Here is a 25,224-nt window from a genome sequence, read left to right on the forward strand (position 1 = left end):
TGGCCCTGCCGATGCTGGAGAGCGGGCCTAAAGCAGCGGAACCGCGTCCTTCTCGCCACGCTCGTAGACCACGTTCGCACGGCCCACCAGCAAGGGGTCGAGCGCGCCGATGCGGTCGAGGTCCTTGCTGGTGTAGGGTAGCCGGTGCAGCACGTAACGCAGGGCGTTGAGTCGCGCGCGCTTCTTGCAATCCGACTTCACCACCGTCCACGGCGAGTCGGCGGTGTCGGTGTAGAAGAACATGGCCTCCTTGGCCTTCGTGTAGTCGTCCCACTTGTCCAGCGATGCGAGGTCGATGGGCGACAGCTTCCACTGCTTGAGCGGGTGCGACTCGCGCTCCTGAAAGCGGCGCCGCTGCTCCTCGCGGCTCACCGAGAACCAGAACTTGATCAACTGGATGCCGCTGCGCACGAGGTTGCGCTCGAACTCCGGCACCTGGCGCATGAACTCGTTGTATTCGTCCGGCGAGCAGAAGCCCATCACGCGCTCGACGCCGGCGCGGTTGTACCAGGAGCGGTCGAACAGCACGATCTCGCCCGCGGTGGGCAGGTGCTGGATGTAGCGCTGGAAATACCACTGTCCGCGTTCGAGTTCGGAGGGCTTCTCGAGTGCGACCACGCGCGCGCCGCGCGGGTTGAGGTGTTCCATGAAGCGCTTGATGGTGCCGCCCTTGCCGGCCGCGTCGCGCCCTTCGAACAGGATCACCACGCGCTGGCCGGTTTCCTTCACCCAGGCCTGCAGCTTGAGCAGTTCGACCTGCAGGCGGTACTTCTGCTTCTCGTAGGCCTTGCGCGACATCAGATTGCGGTAGGGGTAGCCGCCCTGGCGCCAGTCTTCGGCGAGCTCGTCGTCGGGGTGGGCGTCGGCGGCGGGCGTGCCGCCTTCGGCACGCATCAGGGCGCGCCGCAAGGCATGGATGTCGTCCGGCGAGGCCCCGGCAAGGATCGCCTCAAGGGCGCGGGTGGCATGTCTCGGGTCGCGCTGCACCGCGGTCTTCAGGATGTCCGTCACCGCGGTGAGTTTGGAGTCTTCTGCGGCCTCGGTCGCCTGCTCGATCTCGAACGCTTCGATGGCGGCCGTGGTCAGCGCTGGCGCAGTGTCGCCCTGGCTGACCTTGCGCACCGAAGGCTTGCGCCTGGGCTTGGCCGGTGCGGAGGCGGCGGGCTTGTCCGAGGCAAAATCGGCGGGGTTGTGCACGGGGTCCTTCTGGTCCATGTGAATCCTCCTCTTACCATCCCGACATTCTATTCCTCACTGTCTGGTCACGGGTGTGGCGGGTTTGTCGGGCAATGAACGCTAGAATTGCGCCTCTTTCGCCATCCAGAGCCGCGGCTGCCGTGCCGCTCCTGCTTCCATGCCGCTGACCCCCCAAGCCCGTTCCCTGCTCGACATGGCCTACCGTGTCGGCGCGCCGCGTTTTCACGACCTGGGCGAGGCCCAGGCGCGGCACTCGTTTCACAAGCTCCAGTTCGCGTTTCGCCCCGAGCCGCCGCCGGTGGCGTCCACGCTGGAGGTGCCGATGGCGCGGCCCGATGGCAGCGCGCTGCTTGGCCGCCTGTATCGACCGCTGTCCAGCCATGCCGAGGACCGCCTGCCGCTGCTGATCTACCTTCATGGCGGTGGCTGGTGTGTGGGCGACGTGCCCAGTTATGACGTGCTGTGCCGGCAGCTGGCGAATGCGTCCGCCTGCGCGGTGCTGTCGGTCGAGTATCGGCTGGCGCCCGAGCATCCCTTTCCGGCGGCGGTGCACGATGCCGCGTTCGCCTTCCACTGGGCGGTCGAGCAAGCCGACCTGCTTGCGATCGACGCGGATGCCATCGCCCTTGGTGGTGACAGCGCAGGCGGCAACCTGTCCATCGTGACCGCGCTCGCGCTGCGCGGCCAGGCGGTCCAGCCCGGCATGCTGCTGCTGATCTACCCGAGCACCGAGATCATCAGCACGCGGGCCTCGCGCGAGCGCTATGCCGACGGCTTCTTCCTCGATCGCGGCACGCTCGAGTGGTTCTTCGCGCGTTACCTGCCGGAGGGCAACACCGAGGACTGGCGCGCTTCGCCGATGCGCGCGGCCTCACTGGCCGGCTTGCCGCCGATGCTGCTGGTGAGCGCCGAGTTCGATCCGCTCGTCGATGACTGCGCCGCCTTCGCCGAGCGTGTGCGCGCGGAGGGCGGGGTGGTCGACTACGTCGAGATTCCCGGCGTGGTGCATGGCTTCCTGACCCTCGGCAAGGTCTTCCCCGAGGCCGGCGAGGTGATCGAGATGGCGGCACGAACGCTGCGCCGCCATCTGCTGCCGGGCGTGGGCTGAGCCTCCGGGATTGCGGCGGGGCTTCAGCCGCACACGGCGGCGATCATCTCCTGGCGCATTTCACGCGCCGCGGCCATCAGCGCGCGAAAGGCTTCCGGGTCGAGGTCGCCGAGGCTGGCTTCAAGCAACTCGGGTCGCCGCTGCACGCCGAGCAGGGTGTCGAAGGGATTGAGGGTTTCCGCGGCGAGGGTGGCGACGAAGATGACGTCGCCGAGCGCGGCCGGCGGCCATTCGGTGTGCGCGGTCGGGTCGGCCGCGCAGGCGTCCACGACGAGCTCGGGCAGGTCGAAGGCCTCCATCACGGCATTGCGCACGGGCTCGTCCCACAGCGAGACCACCTCGGCGAAGCGGTTCATGTTGCCTTCGATCGCGGGATAGCGCGCGGCACGGGCGAGCAGGTAGAACTGGCCGACATTCAGCATCAGGCCGGCAAGCAGGGCCGCGTCCGGTGTGTCGCGCTTGAGGTGGCGGGCGAAGGCGTAGGCCCAGGCGGCGACGTCGATCGAGTGCATCCACAGGCCGGTGGCGACCAGGCGCATCTGGCGCGAGCGGTGGTCACGCGCGAGCTGTTCGGCGGCGACCGCGTAGGCCAGGCAGCGCAGGGTGGACAGTCCGATGCGGCCAATGGCGTCGTCGATGCTGTTGATCTCGCCACGGTAGGGGTTCAGCAGCAAGGTGTTGGCCATGCGGATGACCTTGGCCGCCAGCACCGGCTCGGTCTTGACCACGTGGGCAATGGCCGACAGCGAACTCTCGGGGTCGTCCGCGAGCTTCTTGATGCGCAGGGACAGGTCGAACACCGTTGGGAAGCTCAACACTCCGTCACGCAGTTCTTCTTCGATCTGCTGCGCGAAAGCCTCGGTCTGCGTTTCGAATTCTTCCATGTCGGTGCTGGTTCCTGCGAAGTTCGGTGGCGGTGTGCCCGGGCTGCAGCGGGCGAGGTCGGCGCCTAGTCTAGCGGGCCCGCCATCGGCCTGGGCGTGCATATCCCACGGTCGCGCTCCGGTTCAGGGCTGTGTCAGACGCGCGCGTCCGTTCTCCAGTCCCTCGACCTGGGCCAGGGTGGCGACCGGCACGCCGAGCGCTTCGATTGCCGCATGCCCCTGCTTGAAGCGCTTCTCGACGATGAAGCTCGCGCACAGCACCTCGGCGCCGGCTTCGCGCGCCATCTCGATCAGCGCCACGGCGGTGCGGCCATTGGACAGGAAGTCGTCCACGATGACGACGCGATCGCTGCCCATGATGTAGCGCTGCGACAGCACCAGCTTGGTCTCGCCCCCTTTGGTCGGCGACGGGATCACGCGCGCGAGGGCCGGTGATTCGACCTGGGGGGCGTACTTCTTCGCATACACCAGCGGCACGCCGAGCGCCTGGGCCACGACGAGCCCCGGCGCGATGCCGCTGGCTTCGGCGGTGAGGATGACGCTGGGCTTGAAGCGGGCGACCCGACGCGCGAGCTCCTGGCCCATCTCGGTGATGAAGCCCGGTTCGATGCGATGGTTGAGGAAGTGGTCGATCTTGAGGATCTGGTCGCCGATGACCGTCGCTTCGGCTTCGATGCGACGCACCAGCGGGGCGTAGGGACGGAGGAGGGCGAGGTCGGCGTCGTTCATGCGCAGGTCCGCAAACAAAAGCGCCCCCGGGGCTCGAGGGCAGAGAGCCGCCATTCTAGCGCAGCAAGCAGATTGCGCAGGCGCCCGATCCCGGGGCGCGGCGTCCGGTAGAATCGGCCCTCGATGAGGTCACCGGCAGCGGGCTCCGCGCCGGCGATCGAGGCCTCCAACCCAAGCGCCTTTACGACCGCCTTTACGACCAGTTGATGAACGAAGAAGACTACATGCGCGCCGCGCTCGAGCAGGCGCGCCAGGCCGGAGCCTGCGACGAAGTACCGGTGGGTGCGGTGGTCGTGCTCGATGGCGAGATCGTCGGTCGCGGTTTCAACCAGCCGATCCGGCGCCACGACCCCACCGCCCATGCCGAAGTGATGGCCTTGCGCGACGCTGCCGAGCGCCTGGGCAACTACCGGCTGCCGGGCTGCGAGCTGTACGTCACGCTCGAGCCCTGCGTCATGTGCTCGGGGGCGATCATGCACGCGCGCATCGCCCGCGTCGTGTTCGGTGCCCGCGACCCCAAGACCGGCGTCGCCGGCAGCGTCCTCGACCTGTTTGCCGAGACGCGCCTCAATCACCATGCGCGCATCGAGGGCGGGGTGCTCGCCGACGAGTGCGGACGCGTCCTGTCGAACTTCTTTGCCGCGCGGCGCGGCCGGACCCTGGTGGCCTGAATGCGCATTCGTGTCGATCTTGCTGTGCAGTGCCTGTCGCTGTTCGGTGACGATGGCGCCTGCATCCGGCGCTACGTCGTGTCCACCGCCGCGAAGGGTGCGGGAGAACAGAACGGCAGCGAGTGCACCCCGCGCGGCCGCCATCGCATCCGCGCCAAGATCGGCGCGAATGCGCCACGGGGTGCGGTGTTCCGCGGCCGACGGCCCACCGGCGAGGTCTGGTCGATGCAGTTCGCCGCCGATCACCCGGGGCGCGACTGGGTCCTCAGCCGCATCCTCTGGCTATGCGGCGAGGAGCCCGGCCGCAACCGCGGTGGCAGCGTCGACTCGATGCGCCGCTACATCTACATCCACGGCACGGGCGACGACCAGCCGATGGGGGTGCCGCTGTCGCATGGCTGCATCCGCATGCGCAATCGCGAAGTGATGGAGCTCTTCGCGCTGGTCGCACCCGGCACACCGGTGGAGATCCACGAATGAGCACGACCGGCCTCCCTGCCATCGAGATCCACGACTGGGCGCGCGCGGCACCTTATGCCACGCCGCTGCGTACGCAGGTGTTCGTGCGCGAGCAGGGGGTGCCGCTCGAGATCGAACTGGACGCGTTCGACGCGGTGAGCCGCCATGCGCTCGCCTTCGGGCCCGATGGCCGGGTGGTGGGCACCGGCCGCCTGCTGCCCGACGGCCACATCGGTCGCATGGCGGTGGAGGTCGGCTGGCGCGGTCGCGGCGTGGGCGGCGCCGTGCTCGAGGCGCTGGTCGCCGAAGCGGCACGGCGCGGCTTCGAGCGGGTGGTGCTCAACGCCCAGGTCCCGGCGCTGGGCTTTTATCGCCGCCACGGCTTCGTCGAGGAGGGGGAGCCCTTCGTCGAGGCGGGCATCCTGCACCGCGCGATGTGGCGCGCGATTGGCCCGGTGGAGGGGGAGCATGGCTGAAGGCGAGGCGGGCAGCGGACTGTTCGTCGCCGAGCACGCCGGATTGCGCTCGCTGCAGTTCGACGGGCTCACCGTGCAGAGCGTGATGCTGCTGTCCGAGCCCGACCTGCTTGCCCTCGATTACACGCGGGCGATGATGGGGTTCCTGTTGTTCAGGCCTGCGCCGGAGCACATCGTCATGATCGGGCTTGGCGGCGGTTCGCTGGCCAAGTACTGCCTGCGCCACCTGCCGCAGACGCGCTTCACCGCGGTGGAGATCAACCCCGAGGTCATCGCCTTGCGCGATCGCTTCGGCGTGCCGCCGGACAGCGAACGCTTTCGTGTGGTGTGCGGCGATGGCGCGGATTTCGTGCGCGAGACCGCCGAGGCGGCCGACGTGTTGCTGGTCGACGGTTTCGTTGCCGAAGGCCTGCCCGAGGGCCTCGGCAGCGTCGCCTTCTACGCCGACTGCCGGCGCATGCTGGCCCCGGGCGGCGTGCTGGTGACCAACCACTGGGCGGGCGATGTGCGCTACTCGGTGTATGCGGCACGGTTGCGCGCGGCCTTTGACGATCGGGTGCTCGCGATCGGCGCCGAGGACGGCGACAACCGGGTCAGCTTCGCGAGCAAGGACGGGCACTTTCCGCCCACTCGCAGTGAAGTGCTCGACCGCGCCCGCGCGCTGGTCCCCGGCCAGGGCTTCGACCTCGCCGCGATCGCGCGCCGCGTCGACGAGCGTCTCGTGCGTCAGCGCCGCTTCATGCCCGGCGTGCGACGTGGAAGCGGTGGCTGACCTCGCTGTACAGCTCGCCGTGGCTGTCCCAGGTCCATTCGGTGAAGCGCACGCGGCCGTCCTGTCCGATCAGCACCACGCTGCTGCAGCGCGTGCCGTAACCGGGCGCACGGATGAAAGCCGGTGACAGCCAGCGCTCCCATTCCAGGCTGACGCCGGTCTCGGGCAGATGCGGGTCGGGCGCGGGGCGGGGGTCGCGCAGCAGGCTGAGCAGGCGCTCCCTGAGGGCGTCCTCCTGCTGCGGCGCTGTCGATGTGCCGGCCGGCAGCGCACGCAGCGCCTCGGCGAGGCCCTGGCGTGTCTTCAGCAGCTTGGGCCAGGGGCTGTCGAGCAGATGGTTGGACAGCCCGTACACCCCCGGGGTCAGCATGCGCACCTGGCCGGTGGTGCTCTCCAGCACGCCGAGGCTGTCTCCGTCACCGACGAGGAGATTGAACGCCGCGTAGCGCTCGCTGGTGCCGGCCAGTTGCTGCAGCACCTCGTGGGCGCCCGTTTCGGCGCTCAGCGCCTCGCGCACCAGTGCGCCACGCGAGGGCGCGCCCTCGATGCGGCGGCTGGGGTCGCGATAGTTGGTGAGGGCGGCAAAGCGGCCGGTGCGCGCCAGCCCCATCCAGCTGCCGCCTGCCTCGAGGTCGCGGCCGGCGAGCAGGTCGGGCGCATCGGTCCACCAGTGCGCCGGTACCGCGGGTCGCGCGAGGAATTCGTCGCGATTGGCGGCGACCACCAGCGGGTAGTCCGCGTGTGCGCGCCAGGCAAGGACGATCAGGCACATCGGCGCCGGTGCCGTCTTTCAGCCGAGCGCGTAGGGCAGGGGCAACAGCGCGAGTGCCGGACCGTCGGGGGCGCCGAGATGCAGTTTGCCGGTCTCTGCGCTGCTGCACTGGATCACCGCCAGGGCCTCGCTGCCGCCGTCGGCCGTGGGGGCCGTATTCACCAGCTTGCCGGCGGACTGCTCGCCGAAGTCGGGCGCATACACATCCATGCCGGGAGCGGCGGCGGCGCCGGCCGGCAGGGCGACGCGATACATGCGCTTCTTGAGCTTGCCGAGGTACTGCGTGCGGGCGACGATCTCCTGGCCCGGGTAGCAACCCTTGTGGAAGTTCACGCCGCCGATCAGCTCGTAGTTGAGCATCTGGGCGACGAACTCTTCCTGCGTGGGCGCGGTGATCAGCGGCAGCCCGGCGCGGATCATGCGCAACTGCCAGGCCGCGGTGCCCGCCTTCACGGCGCCCTTGGCGAGCAGGGCGTCGTACACCGCCGGCGCTGCCTCGGCCGGCACGGCCAGCACATGCGTCTGCGGGTCGAGGCGGATGCAGCGCACACCGGCAGCATTCACCGTCTGCCGCATGTCGGCGGCGGGCAGCTCGATCCCAGCGGCCTGCAGTGCGGCAGCGGCTTCGGCGCCGGCCACGCCGACCAGCGCCAGCGTCGCGCTCGCGTCGGACAGCTTGACCTTGCTGCGCAGGACGTACATCGAGAACTTCTTCAGGAAGGCCGGCAGGATGTCGGCCGACAGCGCCATCGCATGGCCTTCGGCCTCCGGCCACATCAGCAAGCTGGCGATCATGCGGCCCTTGGGCGAATTGAAGCTGTTCCATTCGGCGGCGTCGGCGGCGAGCTTCTTGACGTCGTTCGAGACCAGGTTGTGCAGGAAATCGGCCGAGTCCGGCCCCAACGAGCGGATTACGCCAAGGTGCAGCAGCGGAACGGCGATCGTGGCTTCATCGGCGGCGCGCGCCTCGCTCTCCGGGGTGGAGAAGTGCAGGCTGGCATCAGCCAGATTGGCGCCCAGGCGGGCGAGATGTTCGGTCCAGGCAGTCATAGGTCGGTTGTCGAGTGGGGTTGTAGCGGCAGGCGGGTCGGATCGGGAGGCGTCGGGGCGGGTTGTGGGTGGTGGGGACGTCGGGATCGGATAAGGGCAGGCGCAAGCCATGCGCGACGCTGCATGGCGGGGCCGGGCGAAGGGTTCCGCGCGCCGAGCTGATTGCGCGATGCAGTATTATAGGCGCCCGCCGCACGCCGGTCGCCCCTGCGGCCGACAGGGCCTTTCCATCCTGCAGACGTCGATGAAGCGCTTCATCCTCCGCCTTTTCCTGTTGCTGCTCGTGCTCGCCGCGCTCGGCGCCGGCAGCATCGCGTGGTACGCGCATCGTCCGCTCGCGCTGCAGGGAGAAACCGTCGATTTCACCGTGCCGCGCGGGGTCGGCATGCGCCAGGCGGCCAGCATCATCGAAGGTGCCGGGGTCGGCGTCGATGCCCGCCTGCTCACCCTGCTGGCGCGCATCACCGGGCGGGCGACCAGCATCAAGGCGGGCAGCTACGAAGTGCACGCCGGGCTCACGCCCTGGCAGCTGATCCTCAAGCTCTCCAGTGGCGACGTGACCATGGGCGAGTTGCTGCTGGTCGAGGGCTGGACCTTCAGTCAGGTCAGGCGGGCGCTCGAGTCGCACCCCGACCTCGAGCCCGACAGCGCCGGGCTGCCGGACGAGGAGATCCTCGCCCGCATCGGTGCGACGGAGAAGCACCTCGAAGGCCTGTTCTTCCCTGACACCTATCTGTTCGACAAGCGTTCGGGCTCGCTCGCCTTGTTGCAGCGCGCCTACGAGGCGATGCATGCCCGGCTCGAGCGCGCCTGGAATGAGCGCGATCCTGCGGTGCCGCTGGCCTCGCCCTACGAGGCGCTGATCCTCGCCTCGATCATCGAGAAGGAGACCGGTCGGCCGGAGGACCGTGGCCTGGTGGCTTCGGTGTTCGCCAATCGCCTGCGCATCGGCATGCGCCTGCAGACCGACCCGACCGTGATCTACGGCCTCGGCCCCGACTTCGACGGTCGCCTGCGCCGCATCCACCTCGACACCGACCATCCGTGGAATACCTATACGCGGGCGGGTCTGCCGCCGACGCCGATCGCGATGCCGGGCGAGGCCTCGCTGCGCGCGGCGCTGCAGCCGGAGCAGAGCGAATTCTTCTACTTCGTCTCGCGCGGCGACGGCAGCAGCGAGTTCTCGCGCGACCTGGCCGAGCACAACCGCGCGGTCAATCGCTTCATCCGCAACGGCGGCAGCCGATGAGCGCCATGCCGCCGGGCCTGTCCACCAATCTCCAGCCCATGACCGACACCCTGCTCGATCCCGCTGCGGTGCGTGCGCCGTCGCGCGCGCGCTTCATCACCTTCGAAGGCATCGACGGCGCCGGCAAGAGCAGCCAGATCGAGGCGCTTGTCGCGCTGCTGCGCGCCCGCGGCCTGGCCGTCGAGCAGTCGCGCGAGCCCGGCGGTACGCCGCTCGGCGAGCGCCTGCGCGAACTGCTGCTGCACGAGCCCATGCACCTGGAGACCGAGGCGATGCTGATGTTCGCGGCCCGGCGCGAGCACCTCGCCACCCGCATCGAGCCGGCGCTGGCTGCGGGACGCTGGGTCGTGTGCGACCGTTTCTCCGACGCCACTTTTGCCTATCAGGTCGGTGGACGCGGGCTGGCGCGGGCCAAGTTCGATGCGCTCGAGCGCTGGGTCCATCCGGGCCTGCAGCCGGACCTGACCCTGCTCTTCGATCTGCCGCCCGCGGTCGCGGCGGCGCGGGTGGCGTCCACCGGCGCCGAGCCCGACCGTTTCGAGCGCGAGCAGCGCGACTTCTTCGAGCGCGTGCGCGCCGCCTACCTCGAGCGCGCACAAGCGGCGCCGCAGCGCATCTGCGTCATCGACGCGGCGCGCCCGCCCGCGCTCATCCGCGCCGAGGTCGAGCGCATCGTGTGCGAGCGCTTCTTCCCATGATCCACCCGTGGCTGCAGCCGACCTGGGCGCGCCTGACCGAGCTCGGCGAGCGCCTGCCGCACGCGCTGCTCTTCGTCGGTCCGGCCGGCCTGGGCAAGCGCGAGCTGGCCGAGGCGCTGGCAGCGCGCCTGCTGTGCGATGCGCCGCGCGCCGACGGCCATGCCTGCGGCCAGTGCGAGCCCTGCGCCTGGCGCCTGGCCGGCAATCATCCCGACCTGTATCACGTGGTGCCGGCCGCCGAGGCGGCGGCTGCCGAACGCGCGGAAGGCGAGGGCGGCGAGGGCGGGGCGGGGCGCGAGACCGGCGGCAAGGCGGCGTCCGAGCAGATCGTGATCGAGCAGATCCGTGAGCTGCAGGCGGCCCTGAGCGTCACCGGCCACCACAGTGCACGCCGCGTGGTCGTGCTCGACCCCGCCGAAGCGATGAACGTGTTCACCGCCAATGCGCTGCTCAAGCTTCTCGAGGAGCCGCCGGCCGGTTGCGTCTTCCTGCTCGTGTCGTCGGCGCCGCGCCGGCTGCTGCCGACCATCCGCAGCCGCTGCCAGCAGTGGCCGTTCGGCCGTCCCGACGAGGGCGCGCTGGCGCACTGGAAGGCGCACAGCGATGCCGATGTGCAGGCGCTGCTCGCCCTCGGCGGCGGCATGCCGCTGGCGGCCGAACGCCTCGCCCTGGCTGGCGGCGGCGCCTTGCTGGCGCGCTTCGTGCGCGACCTCGGCGGCCTGCAGCCGGCCGAGGTGCTCAAGCTCGCGGCGCAGTGGGAGAGCTGGCTGAAGTCGAAGGAGGCGCTTGCGGCCGGTTTCGGCCTGCCAGAGTTGTGCGACTGGATGCAGCGCTGGGTCAGCGATCTCGCCGCCCTGCGCCTGGGGGGGCAAGTGCGCTTCTTCCCGGCGCAGGAGGGCGTGCTGTCGGCGCTGGCCAGCCGCATGAGCGTGGCCGCGGCGAGCGGCTGCTACAATGAACTCGCCCAGATTCGCAAGGTCTCCCGCCATCCGCTCAACCTGCGCCTGGTTCTCGAGGACATGTTGATGCGCTATGCCCGCGCCACTGCCGGAGCACGAGGATGAACGACACTGCCAGACCCGCGTCGGTGCGCCCCAGCGTGCTGTCGCTCAACATCAACTCGAAGTCCGCGCTCTATGCGGCCTACATGTCCTTCCTGAGCAACGGCGGCATCTTCGTGCCCACGCCCAAGAACTACAAGCTGGGCGACGAGGTCTTCATGCTGCTGCAGTTGATGGACGATGCCACCCGCCACCCGGTCGCCGGTACGGTGGTGTGGGTCACGCCCCACGGCGCGCAGGGCGGCAAGACGCAGGGGATCGGCGTGCATTTCTCGGCCGACGAATCGAGCAAGGTGCTGCGCGGGCGCATCGAGCAGATCCTCGCCGGCCACCTCGGCTCGAACCGGCCGACACATACCCTCTGAGCCATGGCCGCTGACCCACACGCCCTGACCACCCCCTCTGATCCCTTTTCATTCCGTCTGGCCTGTTGCGTCTGCTTGATTCCCGCAGCCGCCAGCAGGACTCACTTCAAGCGCAGCGATGTTCGTTGATTCCCACTGTCACCTCGATTTCCCCGACCTCGCCAGCCGCGAGGACGAAGTGCTCGCCAACATGGCGCGCAATGTCGTTGGCTGCGCGCTGTGCATCAGCGTCAAGCTCGAGGATTTCCCGCGCGTGCGCAGCCTGGCCGAACGCCATGCCCACCTGTGGGCCTCGGTCGGCGTGCACCCCGACAACGATGGCGTCGAGGAGCCCGACGTAGCCCGCCTGGTCGCGCTCGCCGATCATCCCAAGGTGGTCGCCATCGGCGAGACCGGGCTCGACTACTACTGGCAGAAGGACGCGCCCGAGTGGCAGCGCGAGCGCTTTCGCACCCATATCCGCGCCGCGCGCGAGACCGGCAAGCCGCTCATCATCCACACCCGCAGCGCCGCCGACGACACCTTGCGCCTGATGCGCGAGGAGCGGGCGGGCGAGGCCGGCGGCGTCATGCACTGCTTCACCGAGAGCTGGGAGGTGGCGCAAGGGGCGCTGGAGCAGGGCTTCCACATCTCGTTCTCGGGCATCGTCACCTTCCGCAATGCCAAGGAGCTCAAGGAGGTGGCGCGCCGCGTTCCGCTCGATCGCCTGCTGATCGAGACCGACTCACCCTATCTCGCCCCGGTGCCGCACCGTGGCAGGACCAACGAGCCCGCCTGGGTCGTGCATGTGGCCGAGGAGATCGCCCGCCTGCGCGACGAACCGCTGGAGCGCATCGCGCAGGCCAGCACCGACAACTTCTTCCGCCTCTTCCGCCATGCACAAAGACCTGCCTGACAACCGATTCGCGCCGCTTTCCCTGTCCGTTGCGCGCCGCGCCCTGCTGGCGGGCCTGGTCGCCGCCTGCGGCCTGTTCGCGAGCCCGGCGTTCGCCAACAGCTACGAGGACGCGCTGAGCTCGGCGCGCCTGGGTGACACGCGCCAGCTCGTCGGTCTGCTCAATCGCGGCATCGACCCCAATACCGTCGACGCCAACGGCAACACCTTGCTGATCCTGGCCGCGCGCGAAGGGCAGCTTGCCACCGTCGAAGCCCTGCTGCAGTACCGGGTGCGCCTCGACTATCGCAACCTCGCCGGCGACTCCGCGCTGATGCTCGCCGTGCTGCGTGGTCACGACGCGGTGGTCGAGGTCCTGCTCAAGGCCGGGGCAGCGGTGAATCATGACGGCTGGGCGCCGCTGCATTACGCGGCCTTCGAGGGGCGCGAGGCGGCGCTCGAGGCCTTGATCGCAAAGGGGGCCGACGTCAATGCGCCGGCGCCGAATCAGGCCACGGCGCTGATGCTGGCGGCGCGCAATGGTCACGTCGGGGTGGTGCGCCGCCTGCTCGCCCTGCCGCAGACCGATCTCAATGCGCTCAACGAGGCCGGCCTGTCGGCCGACGCCTGGGCCTCGCAGAACCGCAACACCGACATCGCCGACCTCATCGCCGCCGAACGCCAGCGCCGCGGCCTGCGCCCGCCAGCGATGAAGGTCACCATCGACTGAAAGCGCCTTGCGCCCGCGGCAGGCCGTGCCTGCCCGGGGCGAGGCCGCTGACTACAGCCGCGCGGCGAGCTCCGTGCCCTGCTTGATCGCGCGCTTGGCGTCGAGCTCGGCGGCGAGGTCGGCGCCGCCGATGAGGTGTACCCGCATGCCGGCTTCGATCAGCGCGGCCTGCAGTGCCCGCTGTGGCTCCTGGCCGGTGCACAGGATCACGTTGTCGACGGGCAACACCGCGTCCTTGCCGTCGATGGTGACGTGAAGGCCGGCGTCGTCGATGCGCCGGTAGCTGACGCCGGCAATCATCTTCACGCCGCGGTTCTTCAGTGCCGTACGGTGGATCCAGCCGGTGGTCTTGCCCAGCCCTTCGCCGACCTTGCTGGTCTTGCGCTGCAGCAGCACGATCTCGCGCGGCGCAATCTCCAGATGGGGCTTCATGAGGCCGCCGCGGCGCGCGTAGCGGGCGTCGATGCCCCATTCGGCATAGAACTTTTCCGGCGCCAGACTGGGGCTGACGCCCTCGTGGCTCAGGTATTCCGCGACGTCGAAGCCGATTCCGCCGGCGCCGAGGATCGCTACCCGCCGGCCGACCGGCTTCTTGTCGCGCAGCACGTCCAGGTAGCCGAGCACCTTGGGGTGGTCCACCCCGTCGATGTCGGGCACGCGCGGAACGATGCCGCTGGCGAGCACGACCTCGTCGAAGCGGCCGGCGAGCTCGGCGGCGGAGACGCGCGTGTTGAGCTTCAGCGCGACGCCGGTCTGCTCGATGCGGCGGCCGAAGTAGCGCAGGGTCTCGGCGAACTCCTCCTTGCCCGGGATCTGCATGGCGATGTTGAACTGCCCGCCGATGCGCGCGCCGGCCTCGAACAGCGTGACCTTATGGCCGCGTTCGGCGGCGGTGGTGGCAAAGGCCAGGCCCGCCGGGCCGGCACCGACCACCGCGATGCTGCGCGGCACCTGGGTGGGCTCGATCACCAGCTCGGTCTCGTGGCAGGCGCGCGGATTGACCAGGCAGGAGGTGATCCTGCCGGCGAAGGTGTGGTCCAGGCAGGCCTGGTTGCAGGCGATGCAGGTGTTGATGTCGGCGCCGCGGCCTTCTGCCGCCTTGTTGACGAAGTCGGGGTCGGCGAGGAAGGGCCGCGCCATCGACACCATGTCGGCCTTGCCCTCGGCCAGCAGCGCCTCGGCGATCTCGGGCGTGTTGATGCGGTTGGTGGCGATCAGCGGGATGCCGACGTGGTCCTTCAACTTCTGCGTCACCCAGGCAAAGCCGGCGCGCGGCACGCAGGTGGCGATGGTGGGGATGCGCGCCTCGTGCCAGCCGATGCCGCTGTTGATCAGCGTGGCGCCGGCGGCCTCGATCGCCTGTGCGAGCTGGACCACTTCCTCGAAGCTGGAGCCGTCCTCGATCAGGTCGAGCATCGACAGCCGGTAGATGATGATGAAGTCGCGGCCGACGCGCTCGCGCGTGCGGCGCACGATCTCGGTGGCGAAGCGGATGCGGTTGGCGTAGGCACCGCCCCATTCGTCCGCACGCTTGTTGGTGTGGGCGACGATGAACTCGTTGATCAGGTAGCCCTCGGAACCCATGATCTCGACACCGTCGTAGCCGCCTTCGCGGGCGAGTTCGGCGCAGCGCACGAAGTCTTCTATGGTGCGCTCGACGTCGGTGGGGGACAGCTCGCGCGGTGCGAAGGGCGCGATTGGCGCCTGGATCGGGCTGGGCGCGACCAGCTCGCGGTGATAGGCGTAGCGGCCGAAGTGCAGGATCTGCATCGCGATCCTGCCGCCTTCGCGATGCACCGCATCGGTGATCACGCGGTGGTGCGCGGCTTCTTCCCGCGTGGTCAGCGTGGCGCCGCCGCTCCACGGCCGCCCCTCGGCGTTGGGTGCGATGCCGCCGGTGACGATGAGCCCGACGCCGCCGCGCACGCGCTCGGCGTAGAAGGCGGCCATGCGCTCGAAGCCCCCTTCGGCCTCTTCCAGGCCGACGTGCATCGAGCCCATCAGGAAGCGGTTGGGCAGGGTGGTGAAACCGAGATCCAGGGGGCGGAACAGGTTCGGATAGGTGGGCATCGTCTCGCTCGCGTTCTTATTTGACTGGGCATGGGGCAGCGTGCGCCGGCCCCGCGGAGTGTACCCCGCAGGAGCCGGTCAAGCGCCTCGATCAGCGCGCCGAATAGCGCTCCAGCCAGTGCGCATAGGGCGCCGGCAGCACCCAGGTGGGACGCTCGATGCCGAGCGCGCGCGCGGCCTGCATCGGCCAGTGCGGGTTGGCCAGGTGGGCGCGGCCCACCATCACCAGGTCGAGCTGGCCGTCGCGCACGCAGGCGTCGGCGATCGCCGGGTTGTCGATGCCCCAGGCCGCGGCCACCGGCAATTCCGCCTCGCGGCGCACGCGCTCGGCGATCGGGGCGAGGAAGGCAGGGCCCCACGGCACCCTGGCCTCGAGGGTCGAGAAGCCGACGCTGACGCTGAGCAGGTCCAGCCCCTCGCGCTTGAAGTTGCGCGCGAGCTCGATCGACTCGGCCAGCGTCTGCTCGTCGCGGCCGTCGTATTCGATCACGCCGAAGCGCGCCGTCAGCGGCAGGTGCTCCGGCCACACCTTGCGCACCGCCTGCAGGGTCTCGAGCAGGAAGCGGCTGCGCTTGTCGAAGCTGCCGCCATAGGCGTCGTCGCGCTGGTTGGCGTGCACCGAGAAGAAGCTCTGGCCGAGGTAGCCGTGGGCGAAGTGCAGCTCCAGCCACTCGAAGCCGGCTTCGAGCGCGCGCCGCGCCGCGGCGACGAAGTCCGCGCGCACGCGGGCGATGTCTTCCACCGTCATCGCCCGCGGCACTCTGGGCAGGTTGGCGCCGAAGGCGGTCGCCGAAGGCGAGATGGTCTGCCAGCCGCGTGCGTCGTCGGCGGCGATGTGGTCGTCGCCGTCCCACGGTCGGTTGGCGCTGGCCTTGCGGCCGGCGTGGCCGATCTGGATGCCGGGCACCGCGCCCGCCGCCCTGATCGAGGCTGCGATCGGCGCCAGGGCTTCGGCCTGGGTGTTGTTCCACAGGCCGGTGCAGTTGGGCGTGATGCGGCCTTCGGGCGACACCGCGGTGGCCTCGACGATGACCAGGCCGGCGCCGCCGCGCGCGATCGCCGGGTAATGCACGCGGTGCCAGTCATTGACCACGCCGTCGGTGGCCATGTACTGGCACATCGGCGGCACGGCGATGCGGTTGCGCAGGGTGATGTCCTTGAGCTTGAGGGGCTCGAAAAGTGCGGTCATGTGGGGTTTCCTTGTGGGGTGTTCGGGAAGTGAGAGAGCTTCACAGGCAGGCTTCGAGGATGCGGCGGCTGGTGGTGAGGTCGAGGTCGCGGTGTTCGCCGAGCGCGGTCATGCCGTGGGCCTCGAGCTGGGCGACCAGCGCGTCGATGGCGTTGGCGCCGATGCCGTAGTCCGCGAGGCGTGTCTTTACCCCGAGCGACTCGAAGAATTCACGGGTGCGCGCGATCGCTGCATCGATGCGTGCGTCCTCGTCACCGTCGCGGATGTTCCACACCCGCTCGGCGTACTGCAGCAGCTTGGCGCGCTTGGGTGTGCGGCGCTCGTTCAGCAGGGTGGGCAGCACGATCGCCAGCGTCTGGGCGTGGTCCAGGCCATGCAGCGCGGTGAGCTCGTGCCCGATCATGTGGGTCGCCCAGTCCTGCGGCACGCCGGCGCCGACGGGGCCGCTGAGCGCCTGCGTGGCCGCCCACATGAGGTTGGCGCGCACGTCGTAGTCCTGCGGTGTGGCCAGCGCCTTGGGGCCGACCTCGATCAGGGTCTGCAGCAGGCTCTCGGCGTAACGGTCCTGCACGGCGGCGCTCACCGGGTAGGTGAGGTACTGCTCGGCGACGTGCACGAAGGCGTCGACCACGCCATTGGCGATCTGGCGCGGGGGCAGGGTGTAGGTCTTGACCGGGTCGAGCACCGAAAAGCGCGGGAACACCTGGCGGCTGAAGAAGCCGAGCTTGGCGTTGACGGACTTGCGCGTCACGACCGAGGCGCAGTTCATCTCGGAGCCGGTCGCGGGCAGGGTCAGCACGCAGCCGAAGGGCAGGGCGCTGGAGACGCTCTTGCCCCGGGTCTGCAGGATTTCCCACGGGTCGCCCGCGTGCTTGACCGCCGCGGCGACGAACTTGGTGCCATCGATCACCGAGCCGCCACCCACGGCGAGCAGGAAGTCGATGCCCTCGCGATGAATCAGCTCGACCGCCTTCATGAGCGTTTCGTAGCTCGGGTTGGGCTCGATGCCGCCGAAGCGCTGCACGCGGCGCGATCCGAGCGCAGCCTGGACCTCGGCCAGCGTGCCGTTGCGCTCGGCGCTGCCGCCGCCGTAGAGCACCAGCACACGCGCATCGGCGGGCACCAACTCGTCCAGGCGGGCGATCGTGCCTTCGCCGAAGACGACGCGGGTAGGGTTGTAGAAGTCGAAATTCAGCATGGGAAGGTCCTTGGTTCGTGGCGTCCGGCAACAGTGGCTGGACGGGGATGCGTTGAGATTGGACTGGTCGTCTAGCGGTTCGACATGGCGGAATGCGGCGCGGCGGTTCCTGCGGGTTTCGTTGTGGTGCGCTCGCTGCGGGATCAGGCCGCCAGCACGCGCAGGCTCGCCGTCCATGCGTGCTCGAGCGGTTCGGCGTTGCGGTGAAGCTTGGCCAGCAGGTTCGCGCCCAGCCATAGCGAGTAGAGGGTGCGCGCCGTCGGCAGCGGCTCGGCCGCCGCGAGCGAGCCGTCCTCGACTGCGTCCGCCACGCACTGCGCCAGCCGTGCGATGACACGCTCGGTGCCGTCGCGCAAGGTCAGCCGCATCGCCTCGGACAGGTCCGAGACCTCGGCGCTGAGCTTGACCACCAGGCATTTCTGCTCGCCGCAGTCGTCCGCCTGGGTCGTGCGCCACTGCCGGAAAAAGCGCAGCAGGCGGTCTCGGCCGGACAGCCCCGGTGTCTGCAGAAGGGTGTCGAGCTGGGCGAGGTAGTCGGTGAAGTAGTCCTCGAGCAGCGCCTGGCCGAAGTGCTCCTTGGACTTGAAGTAGTGATAGAACGAGCCTTTGGGCACTTCGGATGCCTGCAGCAATTCGGCGAGGCCGACGCAGGAGAAGCCCTTGGCCGCGATGATCTGCTTGCCGGTGCAGAGGATGTGCTGGCGGGTGTCGGTGTGGCGGGTGGGCATGTGGTGGTAGTGTAGGCAGGAATAGACTGGTCGTCTAGATGGCGGCCGAAGTCCTTCGTTGCCTGCGCTGGCGGACAGGCCCGGTGGGTACCGCAGGTCGTTCCTGGTCGGCGAGCCCAGGCCCGGACAGCGAGCTTCGGTGCCCGACAATTTTCGCTTGCGCGCAATCAGCCATCCGCTAGGGTGAAGTGAGGCGCTCGGGGTGCGAGGTCTGCGGCCGTCGAGCATCACGGTCGATCCTGCAGGGGCAGTGTTCCTGGCTTCATTACCGAGGCCGCCGACCTGATTGGTTCCGAGCATGTCTGCGCCGGAGGGGTTGGGAAGCATGGAAGCATCGACGCGCTACGGTATCGGCTCGGCAGTCTTCGACTCGGCGCGCGGCCTGCTCCTGGACGGGACGGGTCGAACGGTTCCCCTGCGTGCTCAGGCCCTGAAGGTGCTGGAAGTGCTGGTCGCCCACAATCACGAGGTCGTGACCCGGGAAACACTGCACCAGATGGTGTGGCCGAACGTGGTCGTCACCGACGACTCGCTCGTTCAGTGCATCAGCGAGATCCGGCGGGCCGTCGGCGACAGCGCGCACGAGGTGCTGCGCACACTTCCGCGGCGCGGTTATTCGATCGATGCCGAGCCCGTCGCCGAGGACATCGTCCAGCAGCGATCCGAGCTGCGGACGGCGTCGCTGACCGGCACGTTGGAGAGGGCGGAGAGGGGAGCGCGGACGGTGTCGGCGCGCGTTGGCTTCATCGGCAGAATCGCCGCTGCGGGTCTTGTCCTGGTCCTTCTGGCCGTGGCCGGCACGGTCTTCTGGCGTGCCTCGCCCCCCGCACAGACCGACGCCTTCGGTGCCAGGCCTGCGCTGGCGGTGCTGGCATTCCGTACCGAGCCAGTCGGTGACCCCAGCGGCCTGGGGACCAGCTTCGCAGAGGAATTGATTGGCGACCTGGCGCGCGACGTCGACCTGCCGGTGGTGTCCGGCCGGTCCAGCTTCACGCTTGATCCCGGCCAGATGACGATCCAGGAGATCGCCGCCAGGCTGGGCGTGCGCTACCTCGTGGACGGGGTCGTGCGCCGCGACGGCGACACGCTCGCGATCCGGGTCGAGCTGGTGGACGGTGCCGACGGGCGCATCGTGTGGACGAGCCACAGCACGGCCGACGTGTCCCAACTGTCGCTGCAGCGTCACGAACTGATCGAGCGCATCGTCGGCAGCCTGTCGGCGACGATGCGCTCGACGCAGCAGCGCAAGGCGCTGGCGCGCCCGGCGGCGAACCTCGATGTTTACTGGCTCACGCTGCGCGGCTACGCCGGCAAGCACCGCTTCACCGCGGACGCCTATCGCGCTGCACGCGCCGACCTGCACGAGGCCTTGCGCCTCGACCCGCAGCACGCCCCGGCGTGGGCGGTGCTGGGTTACCTGAACCTGATCGATATCGTGCTCCACATCACCGGCGAGCTGTCGCGCAATCAGCTCGACGAGGCGCTGGCCCAGGTCAACCGCGCCATCGAACTCGATCCGGTGCTGCCGATTGCCCACCAGGCGCGGTCCGTCGTACTGGGCGCAACCGGTCGACCGGCCGAGGCGCTCGTTGCGGCCGAGACTGCCGTGCGGCTCGCGCCCGGCGATGCGGACAATCGCGCCGTGCTCGCGAAGGCGCAGGTCGAAGCGGGCAGGCTGCACGAAGGGGCGGCGTCGATGGACCGGGCACTGCTCCTGTACCCGATCATGCCCACCTACATCAGTTACTGGAACTCGAACATCCGCTGGAGCGTCGGCGATCTCGATGCGGCCCTGGCGAGCGCCGACTACTGCCTGCAGCGGGCGCCGCGATACCTGCAATGCCGCATCACCCGAGCCGTGACCCTGCTCGAACTGGGCCGCAGCGAAGAAGCCTACGAGGAAGCGAAAACGCTGCGCAGCACGTATCCGGAGCTGCCCCAGGTCGCGTTCCTGAGCTCGCTCGGGGGCGTCGCCGAGCTGAGGGAACGCCGACTTCGCGCGGCCGCAGCGCTCGGATTTGCTTCGGACGACTGAGCCGAACGAACGACTCCCCAAACCCCGGCGATCGTTCGCCGAAGAAATCCCGATAAAGGTTGCCGGCGGTCCCGCCGCGCTGGCCTCACCCCTATATTGGAATCGCGCGCCGCATCGAGCGGGCCGCCTCCGGACAAGGTCTTCCGACCAGCTCGTCCGGCCGTCGACCCGCTGCGCACCATGCTCAGCCCTGCCGAGGTGGCGAACATGGGCGCTCCCTGGAGCGCGTGCCCGCCCATCGCGGACGTGTCATCAGTCAGTCAGGAGGTCACCATGAAATCGATCTTATTCGCCGCCCTCGCGGCCGCCTTGAGCCTGAGCTTCGGGCTGCCCGCACATGCCGGGGATGATTGTGCCGATGTGAGCATGGAGCGGATGCTGCAAGGCCAGTGGATCAATCCCTGGATGCCGGGTGCCACCGGCAACGAGCCTGCATCGACTGCGGTCTTGAGATCCGCAGCGTGTACGTGCTCGACGCCTTCGGACGCTGCATCGCAGTTGTCCATTCCGGTTCGGGGCCCGGACGGCAAGGCACTTCGCCTCGACCTGAGGCCCGGCAATGGCTGGCAATTCGCCGGGGCTCCGGGCGTCGGCGCCACCGCGCTCGATGTCGACACCGAGATAGCCGAGGCGCTCGAGGCGGAGCACCAAGTGCTCGTCGAGCACCCATTGAGCGTGACCGTGGACGGACCCACCGGCTTTGTGTTCGGATGGATGCACGAAACCGCCAGCTGGGAGTTCATCGGACGCGTGGGCGACCCCCCTGTGGCGGCCGGGCAGGACGCCAGGGCACGAGAGTAGCCATGTCTCGCGGGCCACCCCCGGCGGTCGATTGCGTTCAACGCGCGCTCCTGGTGCCCGGTACGCGGGCGTTCCCGGCCGTCGACGAGCGGTCGGGCGCGGCGTCCCGCGCCTGGCGAGGACGGCTCTTGCCGACGATCGCGCTGGCGCTATCCATCGCCGCGCACGCGGGGGACCGCCCTGACTGCGCCACGGCGCTGGCGGAAGACCCCGGACTCGCCACAGCCTGGCAAACCCTGCGTATCGTCGATTGCGCGCGTTGTCACGGCAAGCACTACACCGGGCTCGCCGCGCCCTCGATCATCGACTATGTCCGCGCCCAGGGTCGCGAGCAATTCGATCACATCGTGCTGGCGGGCGATGCGCCTCGCGGGATGCCGGGCTATCGGAGCAACGTGCTGATTGCGGAGATGATCGACGAGCTGTATCGCTACTTCCGCAGCCGTGCCGAGGGCAGCGTTTGCGCCGACGCGCGGCCGCCAGCGAGCACATGGAGCCTCGGAGACCGGGGCGCACCTGGGGGCGCGGGCTTGCCTGGCAGGTCCCGATCGGAGTCCGGCATTCCGTCGCCCTGACCGATGCTCCTGAAGTCCGGTGCGCACACCGAACACGTCGGGCTGATGGCCGCCGATCGGCCGTCCGGCCTGTTCGGGTTCGCATCATGAGGCAGTGACGTTGCGCTTGAGAATGCGAACGGCGCGGTAACGAGAGGTCGTGCAGCCAGCCGACGATAAGGCGAGTCGTCAGGTATTGAGCCCTCTCAGCAAAGTTGCTGGCGATGAACGTAGCTGTCGCATCAGGTACCGGGCCCCCAGGCCCAATGCGACGCTACTGACCACGACTGCCACCAGGCCGCCACTCCACCACGCGTTGCCGAGCTCAAGCTCCAGGCGGTATTGCAGGAGCAGGCTTGCCAGTGCGCCGCCCGTCCCGGCGGCGAATACCGTCGTCACCCCGGCCAGCAGCAGGTATTCGAGGCGCAAGGCATGCTCGATCGCAGAGACGCGCGCGCCCAGGGTGTGCAGCACGGTTGCGAGATAGATCTGCCGCACCCGGCTCGCCGTGACCACGCTGACCAGGACCAGAAGGCTTGCGAGCAGCGTGATTGCACCAACGGCGGCAAGTGCGGTCGCGGCGCGGCTGAGGATGGCACGGGCTTCATCGAGCAGCATCGAGGTGCGCACCGTGACCACGCTGGGCTGGACCGAAGCGATCCGGTTCTGGGTGGCGACGGCCTCGTCGGCGTCCATGTAGGCCAGGCCGACGTAGCGCGTGATGAAGGGGTCGAGCACGCCGTCCGAGAAAATGGCCTCGAGCCACAGGCGCGACTGCAGGCGCTTCTGCGCGTAGATCGCGACCAGCTCGGCGCTGATGCGCTGGCCCAGGATGTCGAACTCGAGCAGGTCGCCAACCCGCAGCCCGAGCTGCTCGGCCTCACGGTCTTCCATCGCGACCCGAGGTGGCCCCTGGTAGCCGGCAGGCCACCACTGGCCGCGCGTGACGACGACCTGGTCGAAGTTGTTCTGCAGGGTGCTCATCTTGTGCTCGTCGCGCGCTTCGATCCGCCGCCGGATATCGGCGCTGTCGTGCAGCGACTCCTGACCCACGCCCACCAGCCGGCCGAGCACCAGTGGCGCCAGGTCGAGCTGAGTCAGGCTCGGCGCGGCCCTGACCAAGGCTTCGAACTCGGCCTTCCGCGTCGCCTCGATGTCGTGGAACACCAGCGCCGGCGCGCGCTCGGGCACCGTCTCCTCGATGGTCTGCAGCAAGGCGTGGACGACCAGCGTGGAGGCGACCAGCAGGGTGAGCGCGGAGCCGAGCGACAGCAGGGTGGGCCGCAGCGCGGAGTCCGGCCGGTAGAGGCCGGACAGGGCGATCCGCAGTGCGAAGCGCCCGGCCAGGCGGGGATGCTCGGCAGCACGGCGTGCCGCCCTTCGCAACAGGCGCACCAGGCCCTCGAGCAGGCTCATCACCAGCAGCAGGGCGAGGATGAAGGCGAGCCCGAATGCCCGGTCGGGCATCACCGCCAGCATCAGCGTGGCGGCCATCGCCGCACACAGGGCTGTGAGCCGCCAGGCCTTGGCAGGGACCTTGCCCGTGGTGGCGAGCGCGCCCCGGAACAGGGCTGCCGGACTCACCGTGAGGGCACGCCCGAGGGCAGGTAGGGCGAACAGCAGTGCGATCGCCACGCCGCACGCCCAGGCCAGCAGCAGCGGGACGAGCAGGAGGCGGCCGTCGGCCGCCACCGGCAGCCGCTCGCCGGCCATGGCCGTGCCGACCAGCGCCAGACCGCCGCCGAGAACGGCACCTGCCAGGGCGGAGGAGGCGGCCAGCATCAGGATCTGCAGCAGATACATGCCTGCGAGTCGGCCGTCGCGCAGGCCGAGCGCGCGCAGCGTGGCCAGGGTGGCGAGCTTGCCCTGGAGGTAGGCCTGCACGCTGTTGAACACGCCCATGCCGCCGATGAAGAGCGCACTGAAGCCGATCAGCAGCACGCCCGAGCCAATCTGTTCCAGCACCTCGCCGAGCCGTGCGTTGCGCTCGACAAAGGTGCGGACCTCGGCCTCGTGATCCGGAAAGGCTGCCATGAAGGCCTCGCGCCAAGCCTGCGGCGCGAGCGCGGTGCGCACGCGATAGCGAAACGCCGGGCGGCTGCCGGGCTGCAGCAAGGCGGTCTCGGCCAGCGCCGCCGCCGAGATGAGGACCGGCGGCCCGCTCCAGTCGGCGCGCAGGCTGCGGTCTGGCTGGCGGACCGTGAGTGCGCGCACCTCCAGTGCGATTACCCCCAGTTCGACGAGGTCTCCAACCCTCAGCGCCAGCCGCTCGGCCAATACCGGATCGAGCGCCACGCCGTGCCGGCCGGCAACAGCCGCGGTCGCCTCGGCGATCGATTGCGGCGGGTCCAGCAGCAGTTCGCCGTACAAGGGGTAGCGCTCATCGACGCTCTGGAGTTCGACGAGGTGTGTGTCTCCGGCCGCATTCATCAACATGGTGCGGAACTCGACCAGCCGCGACACCGTGCCCCGTGACTCCACCCAGGCCCGCACCTCGTCGGCGAGCGGCGCACGCGTGCGCAACTCCACATCACCGCCGAACAAGGCCCGCGTGTCGGCCAGCAGGCTGGCGCTGACCTGACGGTAGAGGCCGCCGCTGGCTGCGATCAAGGCCACGCCCAGCATCAGGCAGGCGCAGAACACCCATAGCGTTCGCCCGCTGCCCCGCAGGTCCCGCCACGCCAGACTAAGCAGGCTGCGCATGGGAGCTGTCCTGTTCGAACTGTGTCTCGGCCAGACGGCCGCCGGACAGGCGCAGCACGCGGTCGCAGCGACGGGCGAAGGTCATGTCGTGGGTCACAAGGACGAGGCTGGTGTTCGACTCGGCATTCAGATGCAGCAGCAGCTCGCCGATGGCCGCGCCGGTGCGATCGTCGAGGTTCCCCGTCGGCTCATCGGCCAGGACCAGCTTGGGTTCGTGCACCAGCGCGCGGGCAATCGCCACCCGCTGCTGCTCGCCCCCGGACAGCTGACCCGGATAGTGATCCAGGCGGGCGCCGAGACCGACCTTGTCGAGGAGGGCACGTGCGCGCTCGCGGGCGTCGCGGCGGCCGGCGATCTCCAGCGGCAGCGCCGCGTTGTCGAGCGCAGTCAGGCTCGGCACCAGGTGAAAGGACTGGAACACGATGCCCATGTGGTCGCGGCGCAGGTCCGCGAGCTGGTCGCGGTCGAGTGTCTCCAGCGCGTGTCCGTCAAATACCACCGACCCGCTAACGGGCCGTTCGAGTCCGGCCAGCAACAGCAGCAGGGAGGTCTTGCCTGTCCCCGATGGGCCGGCGATCGCCACACGCTCGCCGGCGGCGATCTCCAGGTCGACTTCGCGCAGGACGTCGATGCGGCTGTCGCCCAGCGTGTAATGCATGCTGAGCTGATTCAAGCGGACCATGGCTGGGCTCGTGTCGTCATATAGTCGAGAGGACTACGGGGCGCGACTGGAGTTCTGCGCCCCCGGTCTGGGCCATCAACGGTCGTGGATGCGGTAAAAGATCTCCACCTGTCCGCGCGCGTCTAAAACTACCCAGCGGTGCGCGTTGAATTTTACCCAGGCACTTTAG

At 69.3% G+C, this 25,224-nt stretch carries 25 protein-coding genes; 14 read left to right on the top strand and 11 right to left on the bottom strand.

Features of this window, described 5'->3' with window-relative positions; genetic code table 11:
• Positions 1-27: 27 nt before the first annotated feature.
• Positions 28-1,215: a polyphosphate kinase 2 gene (gene ppk2 / locus PLC66_RS11845; protein ID WP_324540603.1), complete on the bottom strand. Its 1,188-nt coding sequence runs from the start codon at positions 1,213-1,215 to the stop codon at positions 28-30.
• A 139-nt stretch (positions 1,216-1,354) separates the two neighbouring features.
• On the opposite strand from ppk2, the gene PLC66_RS11850 reads away from it, so the two are divergent.
• The gene (locus PLC66_RS11850) at positions 1,355-2,305 is read left to right on the top strand and encodes an alpha/beta hydrolase (RefSeq protein ID WP_324540605.1); all 951 of its coding nucleotides are present in this window, start codon (positions 1,355-1,357) and stop codon (positions 2,303-2,305) included.
• Between the two features lie 23 nt (positions 2,306-2,328).
• On the opposite strand, the gene PLC66_RS11855 is transcribed toward PLC66_RS11850, so the two are convergent.
• Together PLC66_RS11855 and xpt are read right to left on the bottom strand one after the other, a co-directional pair.
• Positions 2,329-3,189: an HDOD domain-containing protein gene (locus tag PLC66_RS11855; protein ID WP_324540607.1), complete on the bottom strand. Its 861-nt coding sequence runs from the start codon at positions 3,187-3,189 to the stop codon at positions 2,329-2,331.
• Between the two features lie 123 nt (positions 3,190-3,312).
• Positions 3,313-3,918, bottom strand: coding sequence for a xanthine phosphoribosyltransferase (gene xpt / locus PLC66_RS11860; protein WP_324540609.1), 606 nt, complete (start codon positions 3,916-3,918; stop codon positions 3,313-3,315).
• A gap of 206 nt (positions 3,919-4,124) precedes the next feature.
• On the opposite strand from xpt, the gene tadA reads away from it, so the two are divergent.
• The 4 genes from tadA to PLC66_RS11880 are packed head-to-tail and all read left to right on the top strand — an operon-like array spanning position 4,125 to position 6,296.
• A complete protein-coding gene (tadA, locus tag PLC66_RS11865; RefSeq protein ID WP_324540611.1) occupies positions 4,125-4,589 on the top strand; it encodes a tRNA adenosine(34) deaminase TadA in 465 nt (154 codons plus the stop codon).
• Positions 4,590-5,069, top strand: a complete 480-nt coding sequence (locus PLC66_RS11870; protein WP_324540612.1) for a L,D-transpeptidase family protein — start codon at positions 4,590-4,592, stop codon at positions 5,067-5,069.
• Entirely contained in the window at positions 5,066-5,524 is a 459-nt protein-coding gene (locus PLC66_RS11875) for a GNAT family N-acetyltransferase (protein WP_324540615.1), read from the top strand. The genes PLC66_RS11870 and PLC66_RS11875 overlap by 4 nt, the downstream gene beginning before the upstream one ends.
• Positions 5,517-6,296 (top strand): spermine/spermidine synthase domain-containing protein, encoded by a 780-nt coding sequence (locus PLC66_RS11880; RefSeq protein WP_324540617.1) that lies wholly within the window; start codon positions 5,517-5,519, stop codon positions 6,294-6,296. Before PLC66_RS11875 ends, PLC66_RS11880 begins: the two co-directional genes overlap by 8 nt.
• Here PLC66_RS11880 and PLC66_RS11885 read toward each other — a convergent pair.
• Positions 6,262-7,068, bottom strand: coding sequence for an NRDE family protein (locus PLC66_RS11885; protein WP_324540618.1), 807 nt, complete (start codon positions 7,066-7,068; stop codon positions 6,262-6,264). The genes PLC66_RS11880 and PLC66_RS11885 overlap by 35 nt on opposite strands.
• Positions 7,069-7,086: 18 nt before the next feature.
• Positions 7,087-8,118, bottom strand: coding sequence for a CAF17-like 4Fe-4S cluster assembly/insertion protein YgfZ (gene ygfZ, locus PLC66_RS11890; protein WP_324540620.1), 1,032 nt, complete (start codon positions 8,116-8,118; stop codon positions 7,087-7,089).
• Between the two features lie 244 nt (positions 8,119-8,362).
• On the opposite strand from ygfZ, the gene mltG reads away from it, so the two are divergent.
• The 6 genes from mltG to PLC66_RS11920 all read left to right on the top strand — a co-directional run bounded on the left by mltG (position 8,363) and on the right by PLC66_RS11920 (position 13,095).
• Positions 8,363-9,367 (top strand): endolytic transglycosylase MltG, encoded by a 1,005-nt coding sequence (gene mltG, locus PLC66_RS11895; protein WP_324540622.1) that lies wholly within the window; start codon positions 8,363-8,365, stop codon positions 9,365-9,367.
• A gap of 38 nt (positions 9,368-9,405) precedes the next feature.
• Positions 9,406-10,065 carry a dTMP kinase gene (gene tmk / locus PLC66_RS11900; RefSeq protein ID WP_324540660.1) on the top strand — a complete coding sequence of 220 codons (660 nt, stop codon included), beginning with the start codon at positions 9,406-9,408 and terminating at the stop codon, positions 10,063-10,065.
• The gene (gene holB, locus PLC66_RS11905) at positions 10,062-11,129 is read left to right on the top strand and encodes a DNA polymerase III subunit delta' (protein ID WP_324540624.1); all 1,068 of its coding nucleotides are present in this window, start codon (positions 10,062-10,064) and stop codon (positions 11,127-11,129) included. The genes tmk and holB overlap by 4 nt, the downstream gene beginning before the upstream one ends.
• Positions 11,126-11,491, top strand: coding sequence for a PilZ domain-containing protein (locus PLC66_RS11910; RefSeq protein WP_324540626.1), 366 nt, complete (start codon positions 11,126-11,128; stop codon positions 11,489-11,491). The genes holB and PLC66_RS11910 overlap by 4 nt, the downstream gene beginning before the upstream one ends.
• Positions 11,492-11,609: 118 nt before the next feature.
• Positions 11,610-12,386, top strand: a complete 777-nt coding sequence (locus PLC66_RS11915; RefSeq protein WP_324540628.1) for a TatD family hydrolase — start codon at positions 11,610-11,612, stop codon at positions 12,384-12,386.
• On the top strand, positions 12,367-13,095 hold the full coding sequence (locus PLC66_RS11920) for an ankyrin repeat domain-containing protein (protein ID WP_324540630.1): 729 nt from the start codon (positions 12,367-12,369) through the stop codon (positions 13,093-13,095). The genes PLC66_RS11915 and PLC66_RS11920 overlap by 20 nt, the downstream gene beginning before the upstream one ends.
• A gap of 51 nt (positions 13,096-13,146) precedes the next feature.
• Here PLC66_RS11920 and PLC66_RS11925 read toward each other — a convergent pair whose 3' ends face one another.
• The 4 genes from PLC66_RS11925 to PLC66_RS11940 form a co-directional block, all read right to left on the bottom strand.
• A complete protein-coding gene (locus PLC66_RS11925) occupies positions 13,147-15,165 on the bottom strand; it encodes an oxidoreductase (RefSeq protein WP_324540632.1) in 2,019 nt (672 codons plus the stop codon).
• Positions 15,166-15,256: 91 nt separating this feature from the next.
• Entirely contained in the window at positions 15,257-16,354 is a 1,098-nt protein-coding gene (locus tag PLC66_RS11930) for an NADH:flavin oxidoreductase/NADH oxidase (RefSeq protein ID WP_324540634.1), read from the bottom strand.
• A 40-nt stretch (positions 16,355-16,394) separates the two neighbouring features.
• Positions 16,395-17,552, bottom strand: a complete 1,158-nt coding sequence (locus PLC66_RS11935) for an iron-containing alcohol dehydrogenase (protein WP_324540636.1) — start codon at positions 17,550-17,552, stop codon at positions 16,395-16,397.
• 143 nt (positions 17,553-17,695) lie between these two features.
• Complete coding sequence (locus tag PLC66_RS11940; RefSeq protein ID WP_324540638.1) at positions 17,696-18,280, bottom strand: TetR/AcrR family transcriptional regulator; 585 nt, start codon at positions 18,278-18,280, stop codon at positions 17,696-17,698.
• A 325-nt stretch (positions 18,281-18,605) separates the two neighbouring features.
• On the opposite strand from PLC66_RS11940, the gene PLC66_RS11945 reads away from it, so the two are divergent.
• The 3 genes from PLC66_RS11945 (at position 18,606) to PLC66_RS11955 (ending at position 21,691) form a co-directional block, all read left to right on the top strand.
• Positions 18,606-20,315 (top strand): winged helix-turn-helix domain-containing tetratricopeptide repeat protein, encoded by a 1,710-nt coding sequence (locus PLC66_RS11945; RefSeq protein ID WP_324540640.1) that lies wholly within the window; start codon positions 18,606-18,608, stop codon positions 20,313-20,315.
• Positions 20,316-20,588: 273 nt separating this feature from the next.
• Complete coding sequence (locus PLC66_RS11950) at positions 20,589-21,116, top strand: hypothetical protein (RefSeq protein ID WP_324540642.1); 528 nt, start codon at positions 20,589-20,591, stop codon at positions 21,114-21,116.
• Between the two features lie 128 nt (positions 21,117-21,244).
• Positions 21,245-21,691 carry a c-type cytochrome gene (locus PLC66_RS11955; RefSeq protein ID WP_324540644.1) on the top strand — a complete coding sequence of 149 codons (447 nt, stop codon included), beginning with the start codon at positions 21,245-21,247 and terminating at the stop codon, positions 21,689-21,691.
• Between the two features lie 168 nt (positions 21,692-21,859).
• Here the strand turns inward: PLC66_RS11955 and PLC66_RS11960 are convergent, their stop codons facing one another.
• Together PLC66_RS11960 and PLC66_RS11965 are read right to left on the bottom strand one after the other, a co-directional pair.
• Positions 21,860-24,373 carry an ABC transporter permease gene (locus PLC66_RS11960; protein WP_324540646.1) on the bottom strand — a complete coding sequence of 838 codons (2,514 nt, stop codon included), beginning with the start codon at positions 24,371-24,373 and terminating at the stop codon, positions 21,860-21,862.
• The gene (locus PLC66_RS11965) at positions 24,357-25,055 is read right to left on the bottom strand and encodes an ABC transporter ATP-binding protein (protein WP_324540648.1); all 699 of its coding nucleotides are present in this window, start codon (positions 25,053-25,055) and stop codon (positions 24,357-24,359) included. Before PLC66_RS11965 ends, PLC66_RS11960 begins: the two co-directional genes overlap by 17 nt.
• Positions 25,056-25,224 lie beyond the last annotated feature (169 nt).

The organism is Thauera sp. (assembly GCF_035444905.1).
Lineage (GTDB): Bacteria > Pseudomonadota > Gammaproteobacteria > Burkholderiales > Rhodocyclaceae > Thauera.